The following is a 21,094-nucleotide window of genomic DNA, read 5'->3' as shown; positions in this document are numbered from 1 at the left end:
GAAGGTCCGTTACGCGATGACCCTGCCGCTCGACCTCCACCTGCTGCAACTCTATATGGTCGCCGTCTGTGTGCTGGTCCTGGCACCGGGACCGGACTCGCTTCTGGTGCTGACCCGCAGCATCGCCGATGGCCGGCAGGCGGGCGTGGTGGCCACCATCGGCATCTGCGTCGGCAACACCGTCCATTCGCTGCTGGCCGCCGCCGGCATCTCCGCCCTGATCGCGGCGTCGGCGTCGCTGTTCGACCTGCTGCGCTATGCCGGCGGCGCCTATCTCGCCTGGATCGGCCTGCGGTCGCTGTGGAGCGTCTGGGCCAGCCGCGGTGCCGAACCCGTTCCGTCCATCGAGGCCCCGGCCCCGGCGGGCACGTCCCGCGTCTTCGTCCAGGCGCTGCTGACCAACCTGCTGAACCCGAAGATCATCCTGTTCCAGCTGGCCTTCGTGCCCCAGTTCATCGCCCCGGACCTGGGCCATGTGGCGTTGCAGACCTTCATCCTCGGTAACATCATCTCGGTGCTGGGCGGTCTCTATCTGGTCGGCATCGCGGCACTCAGTGCCGGGGCCGCGCGGCGCGTGCTGTCCAGCCCGCGGGTCCGCACGGCGCTGGACGGCATCGCCGGCGTGCTGTTCCTGGGCTTCGCGGTGCGGCTGCTGCTGACCGACCGCAAGTTCGCGTGAGGAGGGCGGTGAGGGCTCCCTGGCGCCCTCACCACAGATCGTCCTCGTCCTCCGCACCGGTATCGACATCGAAGGTCGCGGCCTGCCGGACCACCGGATGGCTGTCCTTCCATTCGTCGAAATCCGACACCAGCGCCGGACGGATGCCGAGCGCCAGCACCGGGCAGCCGCCGCCGCGGCCGGCATCCAGCCGGTAAAGCAGCTTCTTCATCCAGGTGGTGCTGGCACCGTACTTGTTCTGGAAATTCTTCATCTCGACCCGCCGCGCCACCTCGGTGAACAGCGGGATCAGTTCGGCGCTGCGGGTCAGCAGGACGCCGGCATTGATGATGCCGCATTCGTAGAAGGTGCGGGCGGCGTAGAGGTCGCGGTCAAAGGTCTGGTCCTTGCTGTTCCATTCCAGGTCGAAGGACACCCGTCCCTTCACGAAGTCGATCTTGTGGCCGTCGATGAAGCCGTTGACCTTGTACAGCTCCTCGCGCTGGCGCTGTTCGGTGACGGTCCGGCCGCGGTTCTTGCCGGCCACGCGGCGCTTTTCCTCATGCGTCACGATCATCTTGGTGATGAACAGGTCGCCGCGGATGCGCGTCTCGTTCCAGCCCAGCGGGTTCAGCATCCGCTCCATCGTCTTGGCGATCTGCGATTTGTTGCCTCCGGACGCCACGATGTCCTCGGTGCGGATGCGAAACTCCATCAGCCGTTCGGTGATCTCGCGGAACTCGGCCGTGCAGGCATGGGCCAGGATGCGCGCCGCGTTGCGGTAGCTGTGCACCTCGTACAGGTCGAGGAAGCCGGGCGGGAACAGGTCGCCCAGGTCGGGATCCCGCGCCTCGATCAGCGGGGCCTTGTCGTGGATGCAGGCAAGCAGGTTCATGACGGCACATGCGCGATGGAAAACGGCGCCACCATGGCGGCTGCCGCCCGGCAAATCCACCCTTTCAGCCCGATGGCCGCCGGAGGGGGCCGAACTGGCGGCCATTCCCCGACATATGCTAAGGTCGCCGGCGCTTTGGGCCGCGTGTCGGGGTGGAAAAAGCGCGGCAAGTTCGGCGGGGGACCGTGATGAGCGACGAATTCCTGTTCGCGGAGGAGGAGCCCGCCGTCGAGGCGGTTGCCGAGGCTGCGGAGCCGGTCGAACCCTGGCTGATCCTGATCGTCGACGACGACCCGGCCATCCATGCCACCACCAAGATGGTGCTGCGCGGCTTCACCTTTGAAGGACGCCCGGCGCAGTTCCTGTCGGCCGCCACCGCGGCGGAGGCACGCGGTGTTCTGCGCGACAACCCGGCCATCGCGGTGATCCTGCTGGACGTCGTGATGGAATCCGACGATGCCGGCCTGCGGCTGGTCCGCTATATCCGCAGCGAGCTGAGCAACCGCCGTGTGCGCATCATCCTGCGCACCGGCCAACCGGGGCAGGCGCCGGAACGCGACGTCATCCTCAGCTATGACATCAACGACTACAAATCGAAGACCGAGCTGACGGCGCAGAAGCTGTTCACCTCTGTGGTCGCCGCGCTGCGCGGCTATCAGGACATCACCGCCATCGAGGACCACCGGGAGGGGCTGGAACGCATCCTGGACTCCTCCTCCACCCTGCTGGGCAAGCGGACGATGGCGGAGTTCGTCCGCCATGCCGTGGCCCAGATCGTCGGCGTCTGCCCGCCGGCCAATGGACTGATGTCGGGTGGGGTGTCGGGCGGGGTGGCGCTGGTCAGCCGCCTGTGCGACGGGCCGCGGCCGTCGGAGCCGCTGGTGCTGGGCGGTGCCGGCTGCCATGTCGGGATGGAGGGGATCCCGCTGTTCCTGGCGCTGCCGCCCGACGCGGCGCAGGCGGTGACCGCAGCGCTGGCCGATGGCCGCAACCGCTATGAGCGCGGGCACAGCGTCCTGGTCTTCCGCTCCGCCACCCGCCGGCACGACACCGTGGTCTATCTCGGGCATGGCCGCGCCCTGACGGCCGACGAGCGGCGGCTGCTGGAGGTGTTCTGCGCCAAGGTCGCCATCGGCTTCGACAACGTCCACCTGTACGAGGAACTGACCGAGCTGAACCGCAGCCTGGAACGGCAGGTGGCGGAGCGCACGCAGGATCTGGTGGCGGCGCGCGTGGCGGCCGAGGCGGCGCGGTCGGAGGCGGAGGCGGCCAATCAGGCGAAGTCGCTGTTCCTGGCGACGATGAGCCACGAAATCCGCACGCCGATGAACGGCATCCAAGGCATGCTGGAGTTGCTGGAGCACACCAGCCTGACCGGCGACCAGCGCGAACTGGTCAGCGTGGTGCGGGAATCGGCCGGCGCCCTGCTGACCATCATCAACGACATCCTCGACTTCTCAAAAATCGAGGCCGGCCGGCTCGACCTGGAGCGGGTGCCGGTGGCGCTCGCCAATGTCGTGGAGGGGGTGGCCGACACGCTGGCGCCGGGGGCCAGGGCCAAGGGGCTGTCGCTGGTCACCTACATCGACCCCGACCTGCCGGCGGAGGTCGTCGGCGATCCGGTCCGCATCCGGCAGGTGCTGTTCAACATCGCCGGCAATGCGGTGAAGTTCACACAGTCCGGCTCGGTCACCGTGCGGGTGGAACTGGCGCATTTCGACGGCGACCGCGTCATCATCCGCGTCGCGGTGACCGACACCGGCATCGGCATCTCCAGGGAAAACCAGACCCGCCTGTTCCGCCCCTTCACCCAGGCGGAGGCATCGACCACCCGCCGCTTCGGCGGCACCGGGTTGGGGCTGTCGATCTGCCGGCGCCTGGCCGAACTGATGGGCGGCGACATCGGCGTCAACAGCGAGGTCAATGTCGGCTCCACCTTCTGGTTCACCTTCGCCGCCGATCTGGTTGCGGTGGACGAACCGGCCGTGACGCAGCGGGCGCCGCTGCAGGGGGTGACCGTCCTGCTCCTGGCGGCGGATGCGCAGGAGCGTGGCTTTCTCGCCCGCTATCTGAACGCCGACGGCGCGCAGGTGGTGGAGGCGGCCGACGCCGACGCCGCCTTGCGCACCCTGTTGCCGACCGCCGCCTGCGATGTTCTGGTCGCCACGCTCGGCACCGACACCGCGGCGCTGGACCGCGACCCGCGCGGCCGGGTGCGCGGGCGCGTGGTGATCGGTGGCGACGCGCTGAGTTCCGGCGATGCGGCGGAGCTTGGTGCCTCCGGTGCCGGCACAATGGTGCTCGGCCGGCCGGTGCGCCGGGTCGGGCTGGTCCGCGCCATCCTGGCCGCCGCCGGCCGGATGGCGGCAGGGGAGGGCGGGCGCGCCGACCGGCAACCCGCGCCGGAGCCCGCCGCCCCGGCCGCCGGCCGCCGCCGACTGCCCACGGTGGAGGAGGCGCGGGCACGGGGCCGGCTGATCCTGGTGGCGGAAGACCATCCGACCAACCGTCAGGTCATCCAGCGCCAGCTGACCCTGCTCGGCCATGTGATGGAGACGGCGGAGGACGGTGCCCAGGCGCTGGCCCTGTGGCGGGCCGGCGGCCATGGCCTGCTGCTGACCGACTGCCAGATGCCGGAGATGGACGGCATGGAGCTGGCCCGCAGCATCCGCGCCGCGGAGAGGGAAAGCGGGGCTCGCCTGCCCATCGTCGCCATCACCGCCAACGCGACGGAGAACGAGGCCCAGCTTTGCCTTCTCGCGGGCATGGACGACACGCTGGCGAAACCGGTCAGCCTTGCCGACCTGCGCCGGGTGGTGGACCGTTTCCTGCCGCCGGCGGACGGCGAAAGCGGGGAGGGCGAGGAATTGGACGATCCGTTGCAGAACAAGGAACCGGTGACCGGCGGGTTGCAGCAACCGGAACCCCAGCCCTCGCCCCGGCATGCTCCTGCCGCCGCTCCCGCCATCGCCGATTTGCCGCCGCTCGATCTTGAGGCGCTGACCGCGCTGTTCGACGGCGACAGCGAGTTCGTCCGGCATCTGCTGGGGGAGTTCGTGACCTCCAACAGCGCTTCGCACCATTGGCTGGTCGACGCGCTGGCCGGCGAGATCTGGGACGAGGTTCGGCAGGCCGCCCACAAGCTGGCGGGGTCCTCGCGCACCGTCGGCGCCCGCGACCTTGCCGCCGCCGCCGATGCGGTGGAACTGGCGGTGATCGACCACCGGCTCGACGGCATCGCCGACATGGTCGCCCGTATCGGCGTAGAGCTGGACCGGGTCGTCGCCCACATCGAAACGGTCTGAGCCCGCACCCGCCGCGGCTGTAGCGAAACCGACATCAGCTTCCCCTTGTCGCCTTTGCGACACGGGGAGGGCACTTTCCGACTTTTGAAAATCTCCAGTGTTTCCCGTGACTTGGCCGGCCTCCGCCGGCTGGCACGCTGCTTGCTGTCTGGGGTGTATCCCGGCCCGGTGCCGGCCCCAAACCCACATGCGCGCCACAGCGAGAGCGGAAGCCAAGGAGAACGGGATGCACATCGTCGTCTGTATCAAACAGGTGCCCGACAGCGCCCAGATCCGCATCCATCCCGTCACCAACACCATCATGCGGCAGGGCGTGCCCGCCATCATCAACCCCTTCGACCTGTTCTCGCTGGAAGAGGCGCTGCGGCTGAAGGACAAGGTGGGCGCCCGCGTCACCGTGCTGACCATGGGGCCGCCGATGGCGGAGACCTCGCTGCGCAAGGCGCTGTCGCTGGGAGCCGACGACGCAGTGTTGCTGACCGACCGCAAGTTCGCCGGCTCCGATACGCTGGCGACCTCCTACGCCCTGACCTCGGCCATCCAGAAGCTGTCCGAGGAGGACCCGGTCGACATCGTCTTCTGCGGCAAGCAGACGGTGGACGGCGACACCGCCCAGGTCGGCCCCGGCATCGCCACCCGCCTCGGCTTCGAGCAGCTGACCTACATCACCAGGATCGAGGATCTGAACACCGCCTCGAAGGAGATCGTGGTGCAGCGCCGCTCCGAAGGCGGCGTGCAGGTGCTGAAGACGAAGCTCCCCTGCATGATCACCATGCTGGAGGGCACCAACACCATCCGCTTCGGCAAGATGGACGATCTGTTCCGCGCCGCCCGCTACGAGCTGAAGACCTGGAGCCGCGATTTCACCGGAGCCGAGGAAGGCCGCGTCGGGCTGAAGGGCTCGCCGACCGTGGTGTCGAAGGTGTTCGTGCCGAAGCCGCGGGCGGAGAAGGCGAAGATGATCGTGGCCGACGCCGACACCCCCGACGCGATGGCCGCCGCCGCCATCGACGCCATCTTCGCTGCCCAGCCCAAGTTGGCCGGCGACCTGCTCGCCCGCGCCGCGGCCGGGCTCTGACGATTTACCCGCGGGAGACCCGACGATGAGCGAACCGAGCAAGCCCCAGGGCCGCAAGTTCCAGCTTCCCGAACACCTGAAAATTTACAAGAACGTCTGGGTGATCGTCGAACAGGAGCGCGGCATCGTCCACTCCGTGTCGCTGGAGCTGCTGGGCGAAGCCCGCAAGCTGGCCGACAAGCTGGGGGTGGAGGTCGGTGCCGTGGTGCTGGGTGCCGAAAGCCCCGACCTGAACCGCATCTGCGGCGACGCCATCGGCTATGGCGCCGACATCGTCTACAAGGTGACCGATCCGGCACTGGCCGATTACCGCACCGATCCCTATTGCCGCGTCATGACCGACGTGGTGAACACCCATAAGCCGGAAATCGTGCTGTTGGGCGCCACCACGCTGGGCCGCGATCTGGCCGGCGCCATCGCCACCACGCTGGCGACCGGGCTGACCGCCGACTGCACCGAGCTGGACATCTACGCCGACAACCGCTCGCTGGCCGCCACCCGGCCGACCTTCGGCGGCACGCTGCTCTGCACCATCCAGACGCTGGCCTACCGGCCGCAGATGGCGACGGTGCGCCCGCGCGTGATGGCGATGCCGGAGCGCGACGACGCCCGCATCGGCCGCGTCATCGAAATCCAGCCGGACCTGCGCGAAGAGGACATCGTCACCAAGGTCCTGAACTTCATCGCCGACCGCGAGCAGAACGAGGCGCAGCTGGCCTTTGCCGACATTATCGTGTCGGCCGGCAAGGGTTTGGGCAAGGTCGAGAACATGAAGCTGGTCTTCGATCTCGCCAAGATTCTGGGCGCCGAGGTCGGAGTGACCCGCCCGCTGGTCCAGGCCGGCTGGGCGACCAACGACCGTCAGGTCGGGCAGACCGGCAAGACGGTGCGGCCCAAGCTCTACATCGCCGCCGGCATTTCCGGCGCCATCCAGCATCGGGTCGGCATGGAGAAGTCGGACCTGATCCTGGCGATCAACACCGATCCGAACGCGACGATCTTCGACTTCGCCCATCTCGGGCTGGTCGGCGACGCGCTGAAGATCCTGCCGGCGCTGACCGATGCCTTCGGCCGCCGCCTCTCCGTCAACCGCATGGCCGGCTGACCGCCGGACGAGAAAGGAGCCTGTCGACATGGTCGAAAAGTTCGACGCCATCGTCATCGGTGCCGGCCCGTCCGGCAACGCCGCCACCTACACGTTGGCAAAGCAGGGGCTGAAGGTGCTCCAGCTCGAGCGCGGCGAGTATCCCGGCGCCAAGAACGTCCAGGGCGGCATCATGTACGCCCATGAGCTGGAGAAGATCATTCCGGACTTCCGGGACGATTGCCCGACCGAGCGCCACATCATCGAACAGCGCGTCTGGCTGCTGGGTGACGACAATTACGTCGGCACCAACTACCGCTCGGAAGCCTTCAACAGCGACAAGCCGAACCGCTACACCATCATCCGCGCTAACATCGACAAATGGTGGGGCGAGCAGATCCGCAAGGTTGGCGGTCTCCAGATCTGCGAGACGACGGTGACCGAGCTGATCCGCGATGCGTCGGGCAAGGTCATCGGCGTCCGCACCGACCGCGAAGGCGGCGAGATTCACGCCGACGTCGTCATCATGGCCGACGGCGTCAACGCCCTGCTCGCCAAGCGCGCCGGGTTGCAGGACGAAGCGGCACCGGAGAATGTGGCGCTGGCGGTCAAGGAAATCCTCTTCATCGATCCGGAGCTGATCCAGCAGCGCTTCGGCATCAAGGAGGACGAGGGCGTCGTCATCGAGATCATGGGCAAGGTGACCAAGGGGATGGTCGGCACCGCCTTCCTCTACACCAACAAGGAATCGCTGACGATCGGCATCGGCTGCCTGATCTCCGACTTCAAGAACGGCGATTGCCCGCCTTACCGGATGCTGGAGGATCTGAAGAAGCATCCCGTCATCAAGCCGCTGATCGAAGGGGCGGAGATGAAGGAATACGCCGCCCACATGATCCCGGAGGGCGGCTACAAGGCGATTCCGCAGCTCTATGGCGATGGCTGGATGGTCGTTGGCGATGCCGCCCACTTCAACAACGCCGCCCACCGCGAGGGCTCCAACCTTGCCATGGCGTCGGGCCGGATGGCGGCGGAGACGGTGATCGAGCTGAAGTCCGCCGGCAAGGGCTTCAGCGCGCCGAACTTGGCCGCCTACAAGAAGAAGCTGGATGACAGCTTCATCATGAAGGATCTGAAGAAGTATCGCGAACTGCCCGGCATCATGCATGGCAACAAGCAGTTCTTCGGCGCCTATCCCGACGAAATCACCGCGGCAGCCCACAATTGGTTCACCGTGGACAGCGTCGACAAGAAGTCGAAGGAAAAGCAGATCATGAAGTCCTTCATCAAGCGCCGCTCGGTGATGGGACTGGTCGGTGACGCAATCAAGCTGGTGAGGGCCGTGCGATGACCATGATGGTGAAGGTCGAAGAGAAGCTCTATCAGAACCGCTACATCGTCGACGAAAGCCGGCCGCACATCCAGATCAAGAGCGTGGAGGCCTGCCAGACCTGCGAAAAGCAGGCTTGCACCTTCTGCTGCCCGGCGGCCTGCTACAGCAAGAACGAAACCGGCGGCGTGACGCTGGTGACCGACGGCTGCCTGGAATGCGGTACCTGCCGTGTCGTCTGCCAGGACAAGGGCAACATCGCCTGGGATTATCCGCGTGGCGGGTACGGCATCAGCTACAAGTTCGGCTGATCCGGTCTTCCATTGTCTTTCCCCTGAACCGGTTGGCCTCCGCGCGGTGACGCGCGGGGGCCGATCTGTTTTCGGAAGGGAGGAGGCTTCCGCCGACGCTTTTCTACACCCGGCTCTGCAACGCCTCTGTCGCCTGCCCCAGCGCCCGTTGCAGTTCGGCCGGGAAATAGGGCTTGCGGACAAAGCCGAAAGGATCGCATTCGGCGGCGCGGTGGCGGGTTTCGGGGTCGCCGAAGGCGGAGGTGAAGATGCAGCGGATGCCGGTCCGCTTGCGGATCGCCGCCGCGGCCTCGATCCCGTCGCGCGGCCCCCGCAGGCGGATGTCCATCATCACGATGTCCGGACGCAGCCGCTCCGCCGTCGCGACCGCGTCATCCGCATTGTCCTCGATCCCGACGACGGCGAATCCGAGCATGCCCAGGACCTCCTCCAAAGCCATGGCGGCGAGGCTTTCGTCTTCGACGATGAGGATGCGGACAGGACTGTCGGAGGCAGGCGATAGGTCGGTCATCATGATCGTGCAAGGAGTGTCACAATGATTTTACAGGAGTCGTGCAATCGGCGAACCTGAAAAGGCGGGGTTATGACCAATGGTGCAGCCTGCGTCCCTTGCATGGGTGAGGGTGGAAAAGCGTCGGCTGGGCTGTCCGCGAACCCTTGTTTTTCACACCTGCGGCGTACCATCTGACTGTTAAGGCTGTTTTCACGAGCGAGCATCGCGGGCCTGCACCCGTCCCTTGCAAACTGTCGGACGGGTTATCTGCGGGTTTGCGGCCTTTTTGCATGAGGAGACCGGCGATGGATCTGCGCGTCTGTTTTGAAAACATGGAAAGCGTCAACGTCAACGACGCGGCGATGATGAAGCACTACACCAAGAGCTATCTGGCCGATTTCGACCCGGAATGGGCCGGCTTCATCATGCTGCCGCACAGTGAGACCATGCGCGCGACGATGGAGCCCGCCTGGCAGGTGCTGATCCGCGGCGCCACGCCACGCACGGAGCAGGAGCTGCTCCGCTATCTCGACGAAAATCCGATGGCGGCCTACCACGTCCATGTCTACCGCCGCGACGGCAGCCCGAACGAGAGCAAAATCCACTGACGACAAAGGGGGCGCTGCAGGCGCCCCCTTGCTCCGCAAAACGGCGCCGGCGGTTCAGCCGACCGGCGTGCCCAGCAGGCTGTCCAGCGGGACGAAGCGGTCGGCCATCTTGCGCGCCTCTTCCTTGTGGACCTTGAAGGTCTTTTCCGCGATAGCGTTGGAGACGACGAAATCCTGGTACGCACGTTCCAGGTGGAAACGGTAGCGCGCCGCCGTGCCGTCGTCGTCCAGCCCTTCCATGCCGATGTCGTCGGACAGGTAATCGTGGAAGCGCTGCAGGATGTGCAGCCGGTTCACGTTCACAACACGCTGGTCGTAGGTGACGTGGAAGAAGCGCAGGAAGTCTTCCGCGGTCTCCAGATCGTCGAGGTCGTCGGTGAAATCGCTCATCGTCGAAGGCTCCTCACGCGTGCTGCTGGGTGGAAGGCGAGGGGGCGCACCCCTCCTGGTCGCAGATGTTGCCGCAGGAACTGCAGGCCACACCGTCCAAGCGTATATCGCTGTGTATGTCGTTCAGGCGAAATTCCGACAGGCGGATGCTTTTAGCAGGAAACTGTGACGTTTCCGCTGCGGTGTGGGCCTCGAGCCGGGCTTCGATGCGGTTTATGTGGTCGATCAGGCAGGCGATGGCCTTGCCGACCGGATCGGGCATCAGATGATGTTCCAGATCGATGCCGTGATTGGAAAGGTGGGGGTCGGACAACTGGCGGTGTGCTTCCGGCCGCACCACCCGGCCGGGGATGCCGACCACGGTCATGCCCGGCGGCACCGGCTTGGTCACCACCGAATTGGCGCCGACCCGCGCGCCGGCGCCGACGGTGATCGGTCCCAGGATCTTGGCGCCGGCACCAACCAGCACGCCGTCCATCAGCGTCGGGTGCCGCTTGCCCTTGGTCCAGGACGTGCCGCCCAGCGTCACGCCGTGGTAGAGAGTCACGTCGTCGCCGATCTCCGCCGTCTCGCCGATCACCACCCCGGCGCCATGGTCGATGAAGAAGCGGCGGCCGATGCGGGCGCCGGGATGGATGTCGATGTTGGTCACCGCGCGGGCGACATAGGACAGGAAACGCGCCGGCCAGCGCAGCCCCCGCTGCCAGGCTGCGTTGGCGACGCGGTGGATCACCAGCGCATGGATGCCGGGATAGCAGGTCAGCACGTCGAGGACGTTGCGCGCCGCCGGGTCGCGGTCGAACACGCAGGCGACGTCCTCGCGCAGCAGGGCGACGATTCCCGGAGGAGTTCTGGCCTTCGTCATGTCGCCGCCTCCAGAAAGGCGTGCAGTTCCTCGGGAGTCGGCGGCCGCTTGGCGCGGGTGGCCAGCGCGCGGACGCGCGGCAGCACCGCCTGTGCGGCGGCGTCGTCGCAGGCGATGCCGAGCCCCTCATAGGCCAGCTTCACCGCTGCGGTGCCGGAATGCTTGCCAAGCACGATGCGGTGTTCACGCCCGACCTCGGCCGGGTCGAAATTCTGGTAGGTGCTGCGGTCGCGCAGCAGCCCGTCGACATGGATGCCGGCCTCGTGGGTGAAGACGGCGGCGCCGACGATCGACTTGTTGACCGCCACCGGCCGGTTGGACGCCCGCTCCACCAGATCGCTGATGGTGCCGAGCGAGCGCGTCTCGACGCCGGTGTCGATGTGGTAGAGGTGCTTCAGCGACACCACCACCTCCTCCAGCGGGGCATTGCCGGCGCGCTCGCCCAGCCCGTTCACCGTGGTGTTGACGTGGGTGGCGCCGCCCAGCACCGCGGCCAGCGAATTGGCGTTGGCGAGGCCCAAATCGTCATGGGCGTGGATCTCGATCTCCAGGTCGGTGGCGCGGCGCAGCCGCTCGATGCAGGCGCGCGTCTGGAAGGGATCGAGCACGCCGAGCGTGTCGGCGAAGCGGAAACGGCGGGCGCCGGCTTCCTGCGCCACCGTGGCGGCGGCGATCAGGAAATCCATGTCGGCGCGTGACGAATCCTCGCCTCCGACGCTGACCTCCAGCCCATGGTCGCGCGCCTGCTTCACTTGGCGCTCGATCTCGGCCAGCGCCCAGGCGCGGCTCCGTTTCAGCTTCCTGGTGATGTGGATGTCCGACACCGGCATCGACAGGTTGACGAAGCCGACATTGCAGGACAGCGCCGCCTTCAGGTCGGCGTCATGCATCCGGCACCACACCATCAGCCGGCCTTTCAGCCCCAGCGACGCCACGGCGCGGATGCCCTCGCGCTCCTCCTCGCCCATGGCCGGGATGCCGATTTCCTGCTCCGGCACGCCGGCGGCGTCGAGTGCCTTGGCGATGGCGATCTTCTCATCGAGCGTGAAGGCGACGCCGGCGGTCTGCTCGCCGTCGCGCAGCGTGGTGTCGTTGATTGTGGCGAAGGTGGTGGGCATGGGGGCACCTCGCGCGCGGGGACCGGCTGTCCCCGTTGATAAATGTCGCAGGCCGGGCCGGGGACCCGCCCCGACGGGGTGTCGTCGGGCGGGGTGCCGGGACGGGCCACCGACCCGGCCTGCGATTCCGGTGTTACGAGTAAACGGGTGCGAACTCTTTGGGCTTGCCGGCTTCCTGCTGCCAGTAGGGCGACAGGCTGCGCAGCTTGGCGATGATGCCCGGCACCACGGCGATGACGTGGTCGATCTCGGCGTCGGTGGTGTCGCGCGACAGCGAGAAGCGGGTGGCGCCGTGCGCCGCCGTGTAGGGCACGCCCATGGCACGCATCACGTGGCTCGGCTCCAGCGACCCCGAGGTGCAGGCCGATCCGGAGGACGCGGCGATGCCCTGCTCGTTCAGCAGCAGCAGGATGGCCTCGCCCTCGATGAACTCGAAGGCGATGTTGCAGGTGTTGGGCAGCCGGTGGTCCGGGTTGCCGGTGACGAAGCAGGCCGGCACGGCGGCCAGGATCGCCTGTTCCAGCCGGTCGCGCTGCGCCTTCACCCGCGTGTTCTCCTCGCCCATGTGGCTGAGGGCGAGGTGGGCGGCGGCGCCCAGGCCGACGATGGCCGGCGCGTTCTCGGTGCCGGCGCGGCGCGAGCGTTCCTGGTGGCCGCCGCGCAGCATCGGACGGAAGCGCAGGCCGCGCTTGACGTACAGCGCACCGATGCCCTTGGGGGCGTGCAGCTTGTGGCCGGACAGCGAAAGCATGTCGACGGCGCTGTCGGCGAGCTTCATCGGGATCTTGCCGACCGCCTGGACGGCGTCGGTGTGGAAGACGGCGCCGACCGCCTTGGCCATTTGCGCCAGTTCCTCGATCGGGAAGATCGTCCCGGTCTCGTTGTTGGCCCACATGATCGACACGATGGCGACCTGATCCGACAGCGCCGCCCGGTAAGCGTCGATGTCGAGGTTGCCCTTGCCGTCCACCGGGATGCGGTGGATCTTGTAGTCGCGCTTCTTCTCCAGATAGTCGCAGAGCGCCAGCACGGCGGGGTGCTCGACCACGCTGGTGACGATCTCGCGCTTCTTCGGATAGGCCTCGATGATCGACAGGATCGCGGTGTTGTCGCTTTCCGTCCCACCCGAGGTGAAGACGATCTCGCTGTCATGCGCAGCGCCCAGCAGAGCCTGCACCTGCTTGCGCGCCCATTCGATCTTGCCGCCGACTGCCGCGCCGAAGGCGTGCATCGAGGACGGGTTGCCGAAATGCTCGGTGAAGAGCGGCAGCATTTCCGCCAGCACGTCGGGGTCGACGCGGGTGGTGGCGTTGTTGTCGAGATAGATGCCCCGGTTGGGAATGGTCGTGTTCGGGATCGTCATCGCCGGTTCCTCCCCTTAGCCCGCATGGGCCGGCATGAGGGACGCCGGCTTGACGCGGACGAACTCGCCGAGCGCCTCGACCAGCTTCATCTGCACGCCCATCATGGTGCCGGCCGACTGCGAACAGCCGGAGCAGGCGCCGGTCAGCCGCACGTAGATGTCCTTGCCGTCGATGTCGACCAGCTCCACGTCACCGCCGTCGCGCTGGATCTGCGGGCGCATCTCCTCGATGGCGGACATGATGGCCTGCATGCGCTGCACGTTGGTCAGCTTGGGCGCGGCGGCCGGTTCCGGCTTGGCCGGCAGCGGCTTGATGGCGTCGAGGCCGACGGTGCCGGGGGTGTGCTTCGCGGCGGGTTTCAGCGCGCCGGTCTTGGCCATCACCGCTTCCAGCACCTCCTCAATCTTCTCGTGGCAGGTCTGGCAGGAGCCGCCGGCCTTGGTGTAGTGGGTGACTTCCTCCAGCGAGGTCAGGCCGTTGACGGTCACCGCGCGCTCGATCATCGCGGCGTCGACCCCGAAGCACTTGCAGATCAGCTCGCCTTCCTCGTGGTCGTCGACCCACTCCTCGCCCTTGTAGTTGGCGATGGCGGCACGCAGGGCCTCCGCACCCATGACCGAGCAGTGCATCTTCTCCGGCGGCAGGCCGCCCAGATACTCGGCGATGTCGCGGTTGGTCAGCGTCAGCGCCTCGTCCACCGTCTTGCCGATGATCATCTCGGTCAGCGCCGAGGAGGAGGCGATGGCCGAGCCGCAGCCGAAGGTCTGGAACTTGGCGTCCAGGATGACCTGGGTGTCGGGATCGACCTTCAGCATCAGACGCAACGCGTCGCCGCAGGTGATGGAGCCGACCTCGCCGACCGCGTTGGCGCTGTCCAGGACACCGGAGTTCTTCGGGTTGAAGAAGTGTTCCTTGACCTTGTCGGTGTAGTTCCACATGTCGCTGCTGCCTTTCCGTGGGGTGCGCGCCTAGGGGAAGAGCTATCTGAAAGCGGGATCAGTGGGTCGAGTAGGGGGCTGACGATCCGCAGCTCGACGACGACGTCGAGCAGGAGCCCCCGCCGCCGTCGCCGGCCGAGAAGGACTTGCCGCAGCCGCAGCTGCTCGTCGCGTTCGGGTTGTCGAACTTGAAGCCCGAGCCTTCGATGCCCTCGACGAAATCGACCACCACGCCCGACAGGAAGGGCTGGCTGTTGGCGTCGACGAAGATGGTGACGGGGCCGAAGCTGAGCACCGTGTCGTCGTCGCCCGCCGCCGCCTCCAGGCCCATCTGGTATTTCAGGCCGGCGCAGCCGCCGTCGGTCACCGCGATCCGCAAGCCGGCGGCAGCACCGCCGGACTTCGCCAGGACCTGTTCCAGGGTGGAGACCGCCGCATCCGTCAGAGTCACCATGTCCCGCCTCCTCAAGCCGCGTTGCCGGGGTGCCGGCCAATCTGACGAGGTTAAAAGCAAGCGGTGTGCCAATCTATCAAGTCATTGAAACAACAGGATTGTCAGGTCAGGCAGGCGTGGCGAAAGTCCGACAATGTTTCGCCTACAAACGGTTTTGTCGGGTTTGGTGCGTGTCGGATTCGCGACAGCCGCGACACTTCGCCGCACAAAAATAATGTGGTCTTTCCCGGCGTCCCCGCGCGTACCATGGGGGCGTCGTCGGTGCGTCGGATGGTTGATTGCAGCAGCGGAAAACACAGGCGAGGGAAGCGATGAGCGACGAACCGATCGAACTCCGGATGTCGAACGGCCGCATGGCCTTCGGCGACGTGCCCGAACAGATCGACGAGCTTTTGCAGGAGGCGGTGAAGGCCCGCGACGTGCCCGAGGCCTGCGAGGCGCTGCTGTGGGAGGCCCACCGCAAGGGACCGCGGGTGCTGCCGGTCTTCTACGCGCTCTACAAATTCTACTTCAACCGCAAGAAGCTGGGGGAGGCGGAGCGGGTGGCCCGCATCGGGCTGGATGCCGCGGCTCTCCAGGGCGGCTTTCCCGCCGACTGGTCGCGGTTGACCGCAGGCTCCACCGACTGGACGGCGGCCGGGCCGGCGCGCTTCTTCCTGTTCACCATGAAGGCGCTGGCCTTCATCGAACTGCGCCGCCACAACCGCGACAAGGCGTTGGCGATCCTCGCCAAGATGGCGGAGATCGACCCGGCCGATCAGGTCGGCTACGGCACCATCGCGGCACTTGCCCGCGGGTTGGACGGAGAGGGCGGGGCGGCGTGAGCGACCCGGCCAGATAAGGCAGTCCCCCCAAAAAAAGCCCCCGGCCCAGGGGGGAACCGGGCCGGGGGCAGGGGGGATTTGCGTCTCACGACGCGCTCACGACGCGCTCTCTCACGTCGAGAGGAATTGCGGCCCCATTCGGGGAATTTGGGACCGCAAACTCGTCAGGCGGCGACTGATTCCAGCGCCGGGTAATCGGTGTAACCCTTGGCATCGCCGCCGTAATAGGTGGTCCGGTCCGGCTCGGCCAGCGAGGCGCCGGCACGCAGGCGCACGGGCAGGTCCGGGTTGGAGATGAAGGCCTCGCCGAAGCTGACCGCATCGGCCTCGCCGTTGGCGAGCGCCGCGTCGGCGTCACCGCGGCTGTAGCCGCCATTCAGGATGAACGGACCCTTGTAGGCGGCGCGCAGGGTGGACGCCACGTGCGGCGCGCCCTCCGGCGGGGCCATGTGGTGGCCGGGCTTGCCCTCGATCACATGCAGATAGGCGAGGTTGAAGGGGTTCAGCGCCTTGGTGATCGCCAGGAAATGCGGCAGCGGGTCGCTGTCCTTCATGTCGTTGAACACGCCGGTCGGCGACAGGCGGACGCCGATGCGGTCGGCGCCGACGGCATGGGCCGTCGCCTCCAGGATCTCCAGCAGGAAGCGGCAGCGGTTCTCCACCGTCCCGCCATACCGGTCGGTGCGGGTGTTGGTGCTGTCGCGCAGGAACTGGTCGATCAGATAGCCGTTGGCCGCGTGGATCTCGACGCCGTCCAGGCCGGCATCGAAGACGGCGCGCTTGGCGGCGTCGGCGAAATGACGGACCAAGGCAGGGATTTCGGCGGTTTCAAGGGCGCGCGGAACCGGGAAGGGTTCCATGCCGGCGCCGGTGTAGAGCTGGCCCTTCGCCGCGATGGCCGACGGGGCGACCGGGGCGGCGCCTTTGGGCTGGAAGCGCGGGTGGGAAATGCGGCCGACATGCCAGAGCTGGGTGACGATCCGCCCACCGGCCGTGTGCACCGCGTCGGCGACCGCGCGCCATGCCAGGGTCTGGGCGTCGGTGTGGATGCCCGGCGTGTTGGGATAACCCTGGGCGGTGTCGCAGACCTGCGTCGCCTCGGTGATGATCAGGCCGGCGGATGCGCGCTGCGCATAATATTCGGCGGTCAGCGCGGTCGGGCAGTTGCCGTCGCCGGCGCGGCTGCGGGTCATCGGCGCCATGACGACGCGGTTCGGCAGTTCGATCGCGCCGAGACGCAGCGGGGTGAACAGATCCGGAGTGGCGGTGCTGTGCGTGTCGTTGCTGTGCGGCATGGCGGGAATACCCCCTGTTGGGCAATAGGCTTTTGGGGTGAGGGCTTGTATGTATGTGAGTACATACTTGAACCGACGCCTGCCGCTTGTCAAGTATGTATCTGCATACTTATTATGAAGCCGTCCGACATGACGCTGCCTATCGTGAAGCGGCCCGTCATGACGGCGGCGGGGCGGACTGGAGAGGGACGGGTCTTGGACGCAAGCACTGAAGCCGACGGCTGTTGCCCCGGAAACGGCACCGAGGGCGCCTGCGAGGGCGGCGCGCGCAAGCGTGACCGTGCCGCGACGGAAAGCGCGCTGCTCGACGCCGCCAAGGTGGTGTTTGCCGAGCGCGGCTTCGACGCGGCGACGACCCGGGAGATCGCCGGGCGGGCCGGGGTGAACGAACAGCTGATCCAGCGCTATTTCTCAGGAAAGAGCGGGCTGCTGCTGGCGGTGGTCGAGCGCTATTGGCGCGAGGAGTCCGGTGGCTGCGACCTGCCGCCGCCGGACGACGATCTGGAAACCGATCTCGCCCGCTTCCTGCATGCCCATTTGAAGCACAGCTGGAAATGCCGCGACTTCACCCGCGTCGTGCTGGCCCGCGCCCTGGTCGATCAGGCGGTGGCGGACGAGATGGCGCGCACCCTGTCGGAGAGCCGCATCCCCTGCCTGCTGAAGCGGCTGGAGGGCTATCGCGACCGCGGCGCCATCGCCGCCGACGCCGACCTCGCCAATGTGGCGGCCGGCATCGCGACGCTCAGCTTCGGGCTGGGCTTTCTCGATCAGGTGGTGTTCGGCCGCGACGATGCCGGCATCTGCGCGATGGTCGGCACGCTGGCCCACACCATCGCCCATGGCCTGACGCCGCGCTGACCCCTACTCCGCAGCTGCCGCGGCGCGGGTGGTGGCGCGGTGGCTGTGCACCGCGTCGGCGGTGAAGACGGCGAGGGCCACCCAGATGCAGGCGAAGGTGATGGCGTGGCTGTGGGTGAAGGCCTCGCCATAGACCAGCACGCCCAGCAGCAACTGCCCGGTCGGCCCGACATATTGCAGCAGACCCAGGGTGGTCATGGTCAGCCGGCTCGCGCCGATCATGAACAGCACCAGCGGCACAGCCGTCATCGGTCCGGCCAGCACCAGCAGGGTGCTTTCCCCCCAGCCATGGCCGAAGGCGCCGTCGCTGCCCAGCCACAGCAGATAACCCAGCGCCGCCGGCAGCAGCAGGGCGGTTTCCACCAGCAGTCCGATCACCGGATCGATCGCCGCCTTCTTGCGCACCAGGGCGTAGAAGCCGAAGGACAGTGCCAGCGACAGCGCGACCCAGGGCACGGCGCCATAGCTGACGACGAGGCTGCCGACGCCGGCCGCGGCGATGGCGACCGCCAGCATCCGGCCGCGGCTGAGCCGTTCGTTCAGGAACAGCACACCCAGCAGCACATTGACCAGCGGGTTGATGAAGTATCCCAGGCTGGCTTCGACCAGCCGGCTGTTCACCACCGCCCAGATGAAGACGGTCCAGTTGACGGTGACCAGCAGGGTGGTGACCACCAGGATGCCCAGCCGGCGCCAGTTGCCGACCGCGGCGACGACGGCCGCCGGCCCGCGGGTCGCCAGCACGCCGATGCCGACCAGCACCACGGTCCACACCACGCGGTGGGCGACGATCTCCACCGCGCCGACATCGCCCAGGGATTTGAAGAAGACGGGGTTGACCAGCCCCCAGATCAGGTAGGAGGCAAGCGCCGCGACGAACGCGGCGGTTGTGGAGGTCGGGGCCTTGGCGGGCGGCGGGGTCTGAGCCATACCGTCCGTTTAGCACATTGTTTGGGCAATCCGGCAGCGGGCCGCCGGGCATGGCCGGGCTGCGCGGCCGGCATCGCTACACGTCATCCTGGCGTCGGGTATCGAAAATGCCCGGCATGGAAAAGGTGCCGGGCATGAAAAAGCCCCGCCGGAGCGGGGCTTTTCCGTTTCTCACCGGACCGGCGATGCGGTCAGGCGGCGGTGGCGACGCCCTTGTCGGCCATCAGGGTCTGCAACTCGCCCGACTCGTACATCTCGCGGACGATGTCGCAGCCGCCGACCAGCTCGCCCTTGACGTAGAGCTGCGGGAAGGTCGGCCAGTTCGAGTATTCCTTCAGGCCCTGGCGCAGGCCCGGGTCCTCCAGGATGTTGACGCCCTTGAACTTGACGCCGGTGTGGCTGAGCACCTGGACGACGGCGGCGGAGAAGCCGCACTGCGGGAACACCGGGGTCCCCTTCATGTACAGCACGACATCGTTGTTCTTGATGTCCTGCTCGATGCGCTCGACGACGTTCTGATCGACCATGACCTGATAACCCTTCCGATTAAGGCCCGGCGGCGCCGGGGCCTTGTCCGTTGCAACTTTGATCAGGCGCCTTCCGGCAGCCTTGCGTCAGGCGCCTTCCGGCACCGCGGTGGTCAGCGCCAGGGCGTGCAGTTCGCCGCCCATCTTTCCCTGGAGGGATGCGTAGACCATCTGGTGCTGCTGCACCCGGCTCTTGCCCTTGAAGGCGGCGGAGGTGACGAGTGCGGCATAGTGGTCGCCGTCGCCGCGCAGGTCCGCGATCTCCACGACCGCGTCCGGGATGCCTTCCTTGATGAGCTTTTCGATCGTGGCGGCTTCCATCGCCATGGGTCTGGTCCTCGCTCTGTTCAGGATTGCCCCGCCCGGGCACACGCTTATCGAGATAGAGTAGGTGCGGCCGGGCCGTTTGTCATCCACCGGCAAGTCTTTGCCGCCCTGCGGAAGACGCCGTAACGGCCCGGACGCCCCTCATTCAATAGGAGACGCCTGTTACTCGCCGAACACGCGCTTGAACACCGTGTCGACATGCTTGGTGTGGTAGGTCATGTCGAACATCGGCTCCAGCTTGTCGCGGCCGATGTGCTTGGCGATGTCGGCGTCGTTCGACAGCAGGTCCAGATAGTTGCCGCCCTTCTCCCACACCTGCATGGCGTTGCGCTGCACCGCCTTGTAGCTGTCCTCGCGGCTCATGCCGGCCTGGGTCAGGGCCAGTAGGACGCGCTGCGAGAAGACCAGCCCGCCCAGGTCGTCCAGGTTCTTCTGCATGCGCTCCGGATAGACCACCAGCTTTTCCATCATGCCGGTCAGGCGCACCAGGGCGAAGTCCAGCGTGACGGTGGCGTCGGGGCCGATCATCCGCTCGACCGAGCTGTGGGAGATGTCGCGCTCGTGCCACAGCGCGACGTTCTCCAGTGCCGGGACGACGGCGGCGCGCACGATGCGGGCCAGGCCGGTCAGGTTCTCCGACAGCACCGGGTTGCGCTTGTGCGGCATCGCCGACGAGCCCTTCTGGCCGGGGTGGAAATACTCCTCCGCCTCGCGCACCTCGGTGCGCTGCAGGTGGCGGATTTCCGTGGCCAGATTCTCGACGCTCGACGCGATCACGCCCAGCACGGAGAAGAAGAAGGCGTGGCGGTCGCGCGGGATGACCTGGGTCGACACCGGCTCCACCGACAGGCCGAGCTTGGCGGCGACATGCTCCTCCACCCGCGGATCGATGTTGGCGAAGGTGCCGACGGCGCCGGAGATGGCGCAGGTGGCGATGTCCTGGCGCGCCTGGACCAGACGCTCGCGCCCACGGGCGAAGGCGGCGTAATGGCCGGCTAGCTTCAGGCCGAAGGTCGTCGGCTCGGCATGGATGCCGTGGCTGCGGCCGATGGTGACGGTGTTCTTATGCTCATAGGCCCGGCGCTTCAGCGCGGCCAGCAGGGCGTCCATGTCGGCCAGCAGCAGGTCGGCGGCCTGGGTCAGCTGGACGGCGAGGCAGGTGTCCAGCACGTCCGACGAGGTCATGCCCTGGTGGACGAAGCGGGCTTCCGGACCGACATATTCGGCGAGGTTGGTCAGGAAGGCGATGACGTCGTGCCGGGTCTCGCGCTCGATCTCGTCGATGCGGTCGATCTCCCACTTGCCGCGCTCCCACACCGCCTTGGCGGCCTCCTTCGGGATCACGCCCAGCTCGGCCTGCGCGTCGCAGGCGTGCGCCTCGATCTCGAACCAGATGCGGAAGCGGTTCTCCGGCTCCCAGATGCGGGCCATTTCGGGGCGGG

At 67.2% G+C, this 21,094-nt stretch carries 22 protein-coding genes; 9 read left to right on the top strand and 13 right to left on the bottom strand.

Annotated elements, in window-relative coordinates:
* Positions 1-16 precede the first annotated feature (16 nt).
* Complete coding sequence (locus tag TSH64_RS34815) at positions 17-679, top strand: LysE family translocator (protein WP_109452102.1); 663 nt, start codon at positions 17-19, stop codon at positions 677-679.
* Between the two features lie 28 nt (positions 680-707).
* On the opposite strand, the gene TSH64_RS34810 is transcribed toward TSH64_RS34815, so the two are convergent.
* A complete protein-coding gene (locus TSH64_RS34810; protein ID WP_109453355.1) occupies positions 708-1,553 on the bottom strand; it encodes a BglII/BstYI family type II restriction endonuclease in 846 nt (281 codons plus the stop codon).
* Positions 1,554-1,741: 188 nt separating this feature from the next.
* On the opposite strand from TSH64_RS34810, the gene TSH64_RS34805 reads away from it, so the two are divergent.
* The 5 genes from TSH64_RS34805 to TSH64_RS34785 all read left to right on the top strand — a co-directional run bounded on the left by TSH64_RS34805 (position 1,742) and on the right by TSH64_RS34785 (position 8,661).
* Positions 1,742-4,858: a DUF3369 domain-containing protein gene (locus TSH64_RS34805; RefSeq protein ID WP_109452093.1), complete on the top strand. Its 3,117-nt coding sequence runs from the start codon at positions 1,742-1,744 to the stop codon at positions 4,856-4,858.
* Positions 4,859-5,084: 226 nt separating this feature from the next.
* Positions 5,085-5,936 carry an electron transfer flavoprotein subunit beta/FixA family protein gene (locus tag TSH64_RS34800; protein WP_109452091.1) on the top strand — a complete coding sequence of 284 codons (852 nt, stop codon included), beginning with the start codon at positions 5,085-5,087 and terminating at the stop codon, positions 5,934-5,936.
* 25 nt (positions 5,937-5,961) lie between these two features.
* A complete protein-coding gene (locus tag TSH64_RS34795) occupies positions 5,962-7,041 on the top strand; it encodes an electron transfer flavoprotein subunit alpha/FixB family protein (protein ID WP_109452089.1) in 1,080 nt (359 codons plus the stop codon).
* A gap of 28 nt (positions 7,042-7,069) precedes the next feature.
* Complete coding sequence (locus TSH64_RS34790) at positions 7,070-8,371, top strand: FAD-dependent monooxygenase (RefSeq protein WP_109452088.1); 1,302 nt, start codon at positions 7,070-7,072, stop codon at positions 8,369-8,371.
* Positions 8,368-8,661 carry a ferredoxin family protein gene (locus tag TSH64_RS34785; RefSeq protein WP_109452087.1) on the top strand — a complete coding sequence of 98 codons (294 nt, stop codon included), beginning with the start codon at positions 8,368-8,370 and terminating at the stop codon, positions 8,659-8,661. Before TSH64_RS34790 ends, TSH64_RS34785 begins: the two co-directional genes overlap by 4 nt.
* 103 nt (positions 8,662-8,764) lie before the next feature.
* On the opposite strand, the gene TSH64_RS34780 is transcribed toward TSH64_RS34785, so the two are convergent.
* Positions 8,765-9,175 (bottom strand): response regulator, encoded by a 411-nt coding sequence (locus TSH64_RS34780; protein WP_247873338.1) that lies wholly within the window; start codon positions 9,173-9,175, stop codon positions 8,765-8,767.
* Between the two features lie 284 nt (positions 9,176-9,459).
* Between TSH64_RS34780 and TSH64_RS34775 the strand changes: the two genes are divergently transcribed.
* The gene (locus TSH64_RS34775; RefSeq protein WP_109051293.1) at positions 9,460-9,762 is read left to right on the top strand and encodes a hypothetical protein; all 303 of its coding nucleotides are present in this window, start codon (positions 9,460-9,462) and stop codon (positions 9,760-9,762) included.
* Positions 9,763-9,816: 54 nt separating this feature from the next.
* Here TSH64_RS34775 and TSH64_RS34770 read toward each other — a convergent pair whose 3' ends face one another.
* The 6 genes from TSH64_RS34770 to TSH64_RS34745 form a co-directional block, all read right to left on the bottom strand.
* Entirely contained in the window at positions 9,817-10,152 is a 336-nt protein-coding gene (locus TSH64_RS34770) for a nitrogenase-stabilizing/protective protein NifW (RefSeq protein WP_109452086.1), read from the bottom strand.
* 13 nt (positions 10,153-10,165) lie between these two features.
* On the bottom strand, positions 10,166-10,990 hold the full coding sequence (gene cysE / locus TSH64_RS34765; protein WP_348770343.1) for a serine O-acetyltransferase: 825 nt from the start codon (positions 10,988-10,990) through the stop codon (positions 10,166-10,168).
* Positions 10,991-11,013: 23 nt separating this feature from the next.
* Positions 11,014-12,135: a homocitrate synthase gene (gene nifV, locus TSH64_RS34760; RefSeq protein WP_109452084.1), complete on the bottom strand. Its 1,122-nt coding sequence runs from the start codon at positions 12,133-12,135 to the stop codon at positions 11,014-11,016.
* Between the two features lie 133 nt (positions 12,136-12,268).
* A complete protein-coding gene (gene nifS, locus TSH64_RS34755; protein WP_109452083.1) occupies positions 12,269-13,498 on the bottom strand; it encodes a cysteine desulfurase NifS in 1,230 nt (409 codons plus the stop codon).
* A 15-nt stretch (positions 13,499-13,513) separates the two neighbouring features.
* Positions 13,514-14,437: a Fe-S cluster assembly protein NifU gene (gene nifU, locus TSH64_RS34750; RefSeq protein ID WP_109452081.1), complete on the bottom strand. Its 924-nt coding sequence runs from the start codon at positions 14,435-14,437 to the stop codon at positions 13,514-13,516.
* Positions 14,438-14,495: 58 nt separating this feature from the next.
* Positions 14,496-14,891 (bottom strand): iron-sulfur cluster assembly accessory protein, encoded by a 396-nt coding sequence (locus tag TSH64_RS34745; protein ID WP_109452079.1) that lies wholly within the window; start codon positions 14,889-14,891, stop codon positions 14,496-14,498.
* A 311-nt stretch (positions 14,892-15,202) separates the two neighbouring features.
* Between TSH64_RS34745 and TSH64_RS34740 the strand changes: the two genes are divergently transcribed.
* Positions 15,203-15,715, top strand: coding sequence for a hypothetical protein (locus TSH64_RS34740; RefSeq protein ID WP_109452077.1), 513 nt, complete (start codon positions 15,203-15,205; stop codon positions 15,713-15,715).
* A 164-nt stretch (positions 15,716-15,879) separates the two neighbouring features.
* Here the strand turns inward: TSH64_RS34740 and TSH64_RS34735 are convergent, their stop codons facing one another.
* The gene (locus tag TSH64_RS34735; protein ID WP_109452075.1) at positions 15,880-17,010 is read right to left on the bottom strand and encodes an alkene reductase; all 1,131 of its coding nucleotides are present in this window, start codon (positions 17,008-17,010) and stop codon (positions 15,880-15,882) included.
* Between the two features lie 195 nt (positions 17,011-17,205).
* Between TSH64_RS34735 and TSH64_RS34730 the strand changes: the two genes are divergently transcribed.
* Positions 17,206-17,868 (top strand): TetR/AcrR family transcriptional regulator, encoded by a 663-nt coding sequence (locus TSH64_RS34730; RefSeq protein WP_109452073.1) that lies wholly within the window; start codon positions 17,206-17,208, stop codon positions 17,866-17,868.
* A 3-nt stretch (positions 17,869-17,871) separates the two neighbouring features.
* Here the strand turns inward: TSH64_RS34730 and rarD are convergent, their stop codons facing one another.
* The 4 genes from rarD to purB all read right to left on the bottom strand — a co-directional run.
* Positions 17,872-18,798: an EamA family transporter RarD gene (gene rarD, locus TSH64_RS34725; RefSeq protein ID WP_109452071.1), complete on the bottom strand. Its 927-nt coding sequence runs from the start codon at positions 18,796-18,798 to the stop codon at positions 17,872-17,874.
* A gap of 191 nt (positions 18,799-18,989) precedes the next feature.
* A complete protein-coding gene (gene grxD / locus TSH64_RS34720) occupies positions 18,990-19,325 on the bottom strand; it encodes a Grx4 family monothiol glutaredoxin (protein WP_085088255.1) in 336 nt (111 codons plus the stop codon).
* An 87-nt stretch (positions 19,326-19,412) separates the two neighbouring features.
* The gene (locus TSH64_RS34715) at positions 19,413-19,652 is read right to left on the bottom strand and encodes a BolA family transcriptional regulator (protein WP_012973287.1); all 240 of its coding nucleotides are present in this window, start codon (positions 19,650-19,652) and stop codon (positions 19,413-19,415) included.
* Positions 19,653-19,814: 162 nt separating this feature from the next.
* The coding region (gene purB / locus TSH64_RS34710; RefSeq protein WP_109453351.1) for an adenylosuccinate lyase at positions 19,815-21,094 on the bottom strand (1,280 nt) is incomplete at its 5' end.

This window comes from Azospirillum sp. TSH64 (assembly GCF_003116035.1).
In the GTDB taxonomy this organism is placed as follows: Bacteria; Pseudomonadota; Alphaproteobacteria; order Azospirillales; family Azospirillaceae; genus Azospirillum.
Note: the sequence above shows the minus strand (reverse complement) of the source record. Positions and strands in the feature narration are given on the sequence as shown.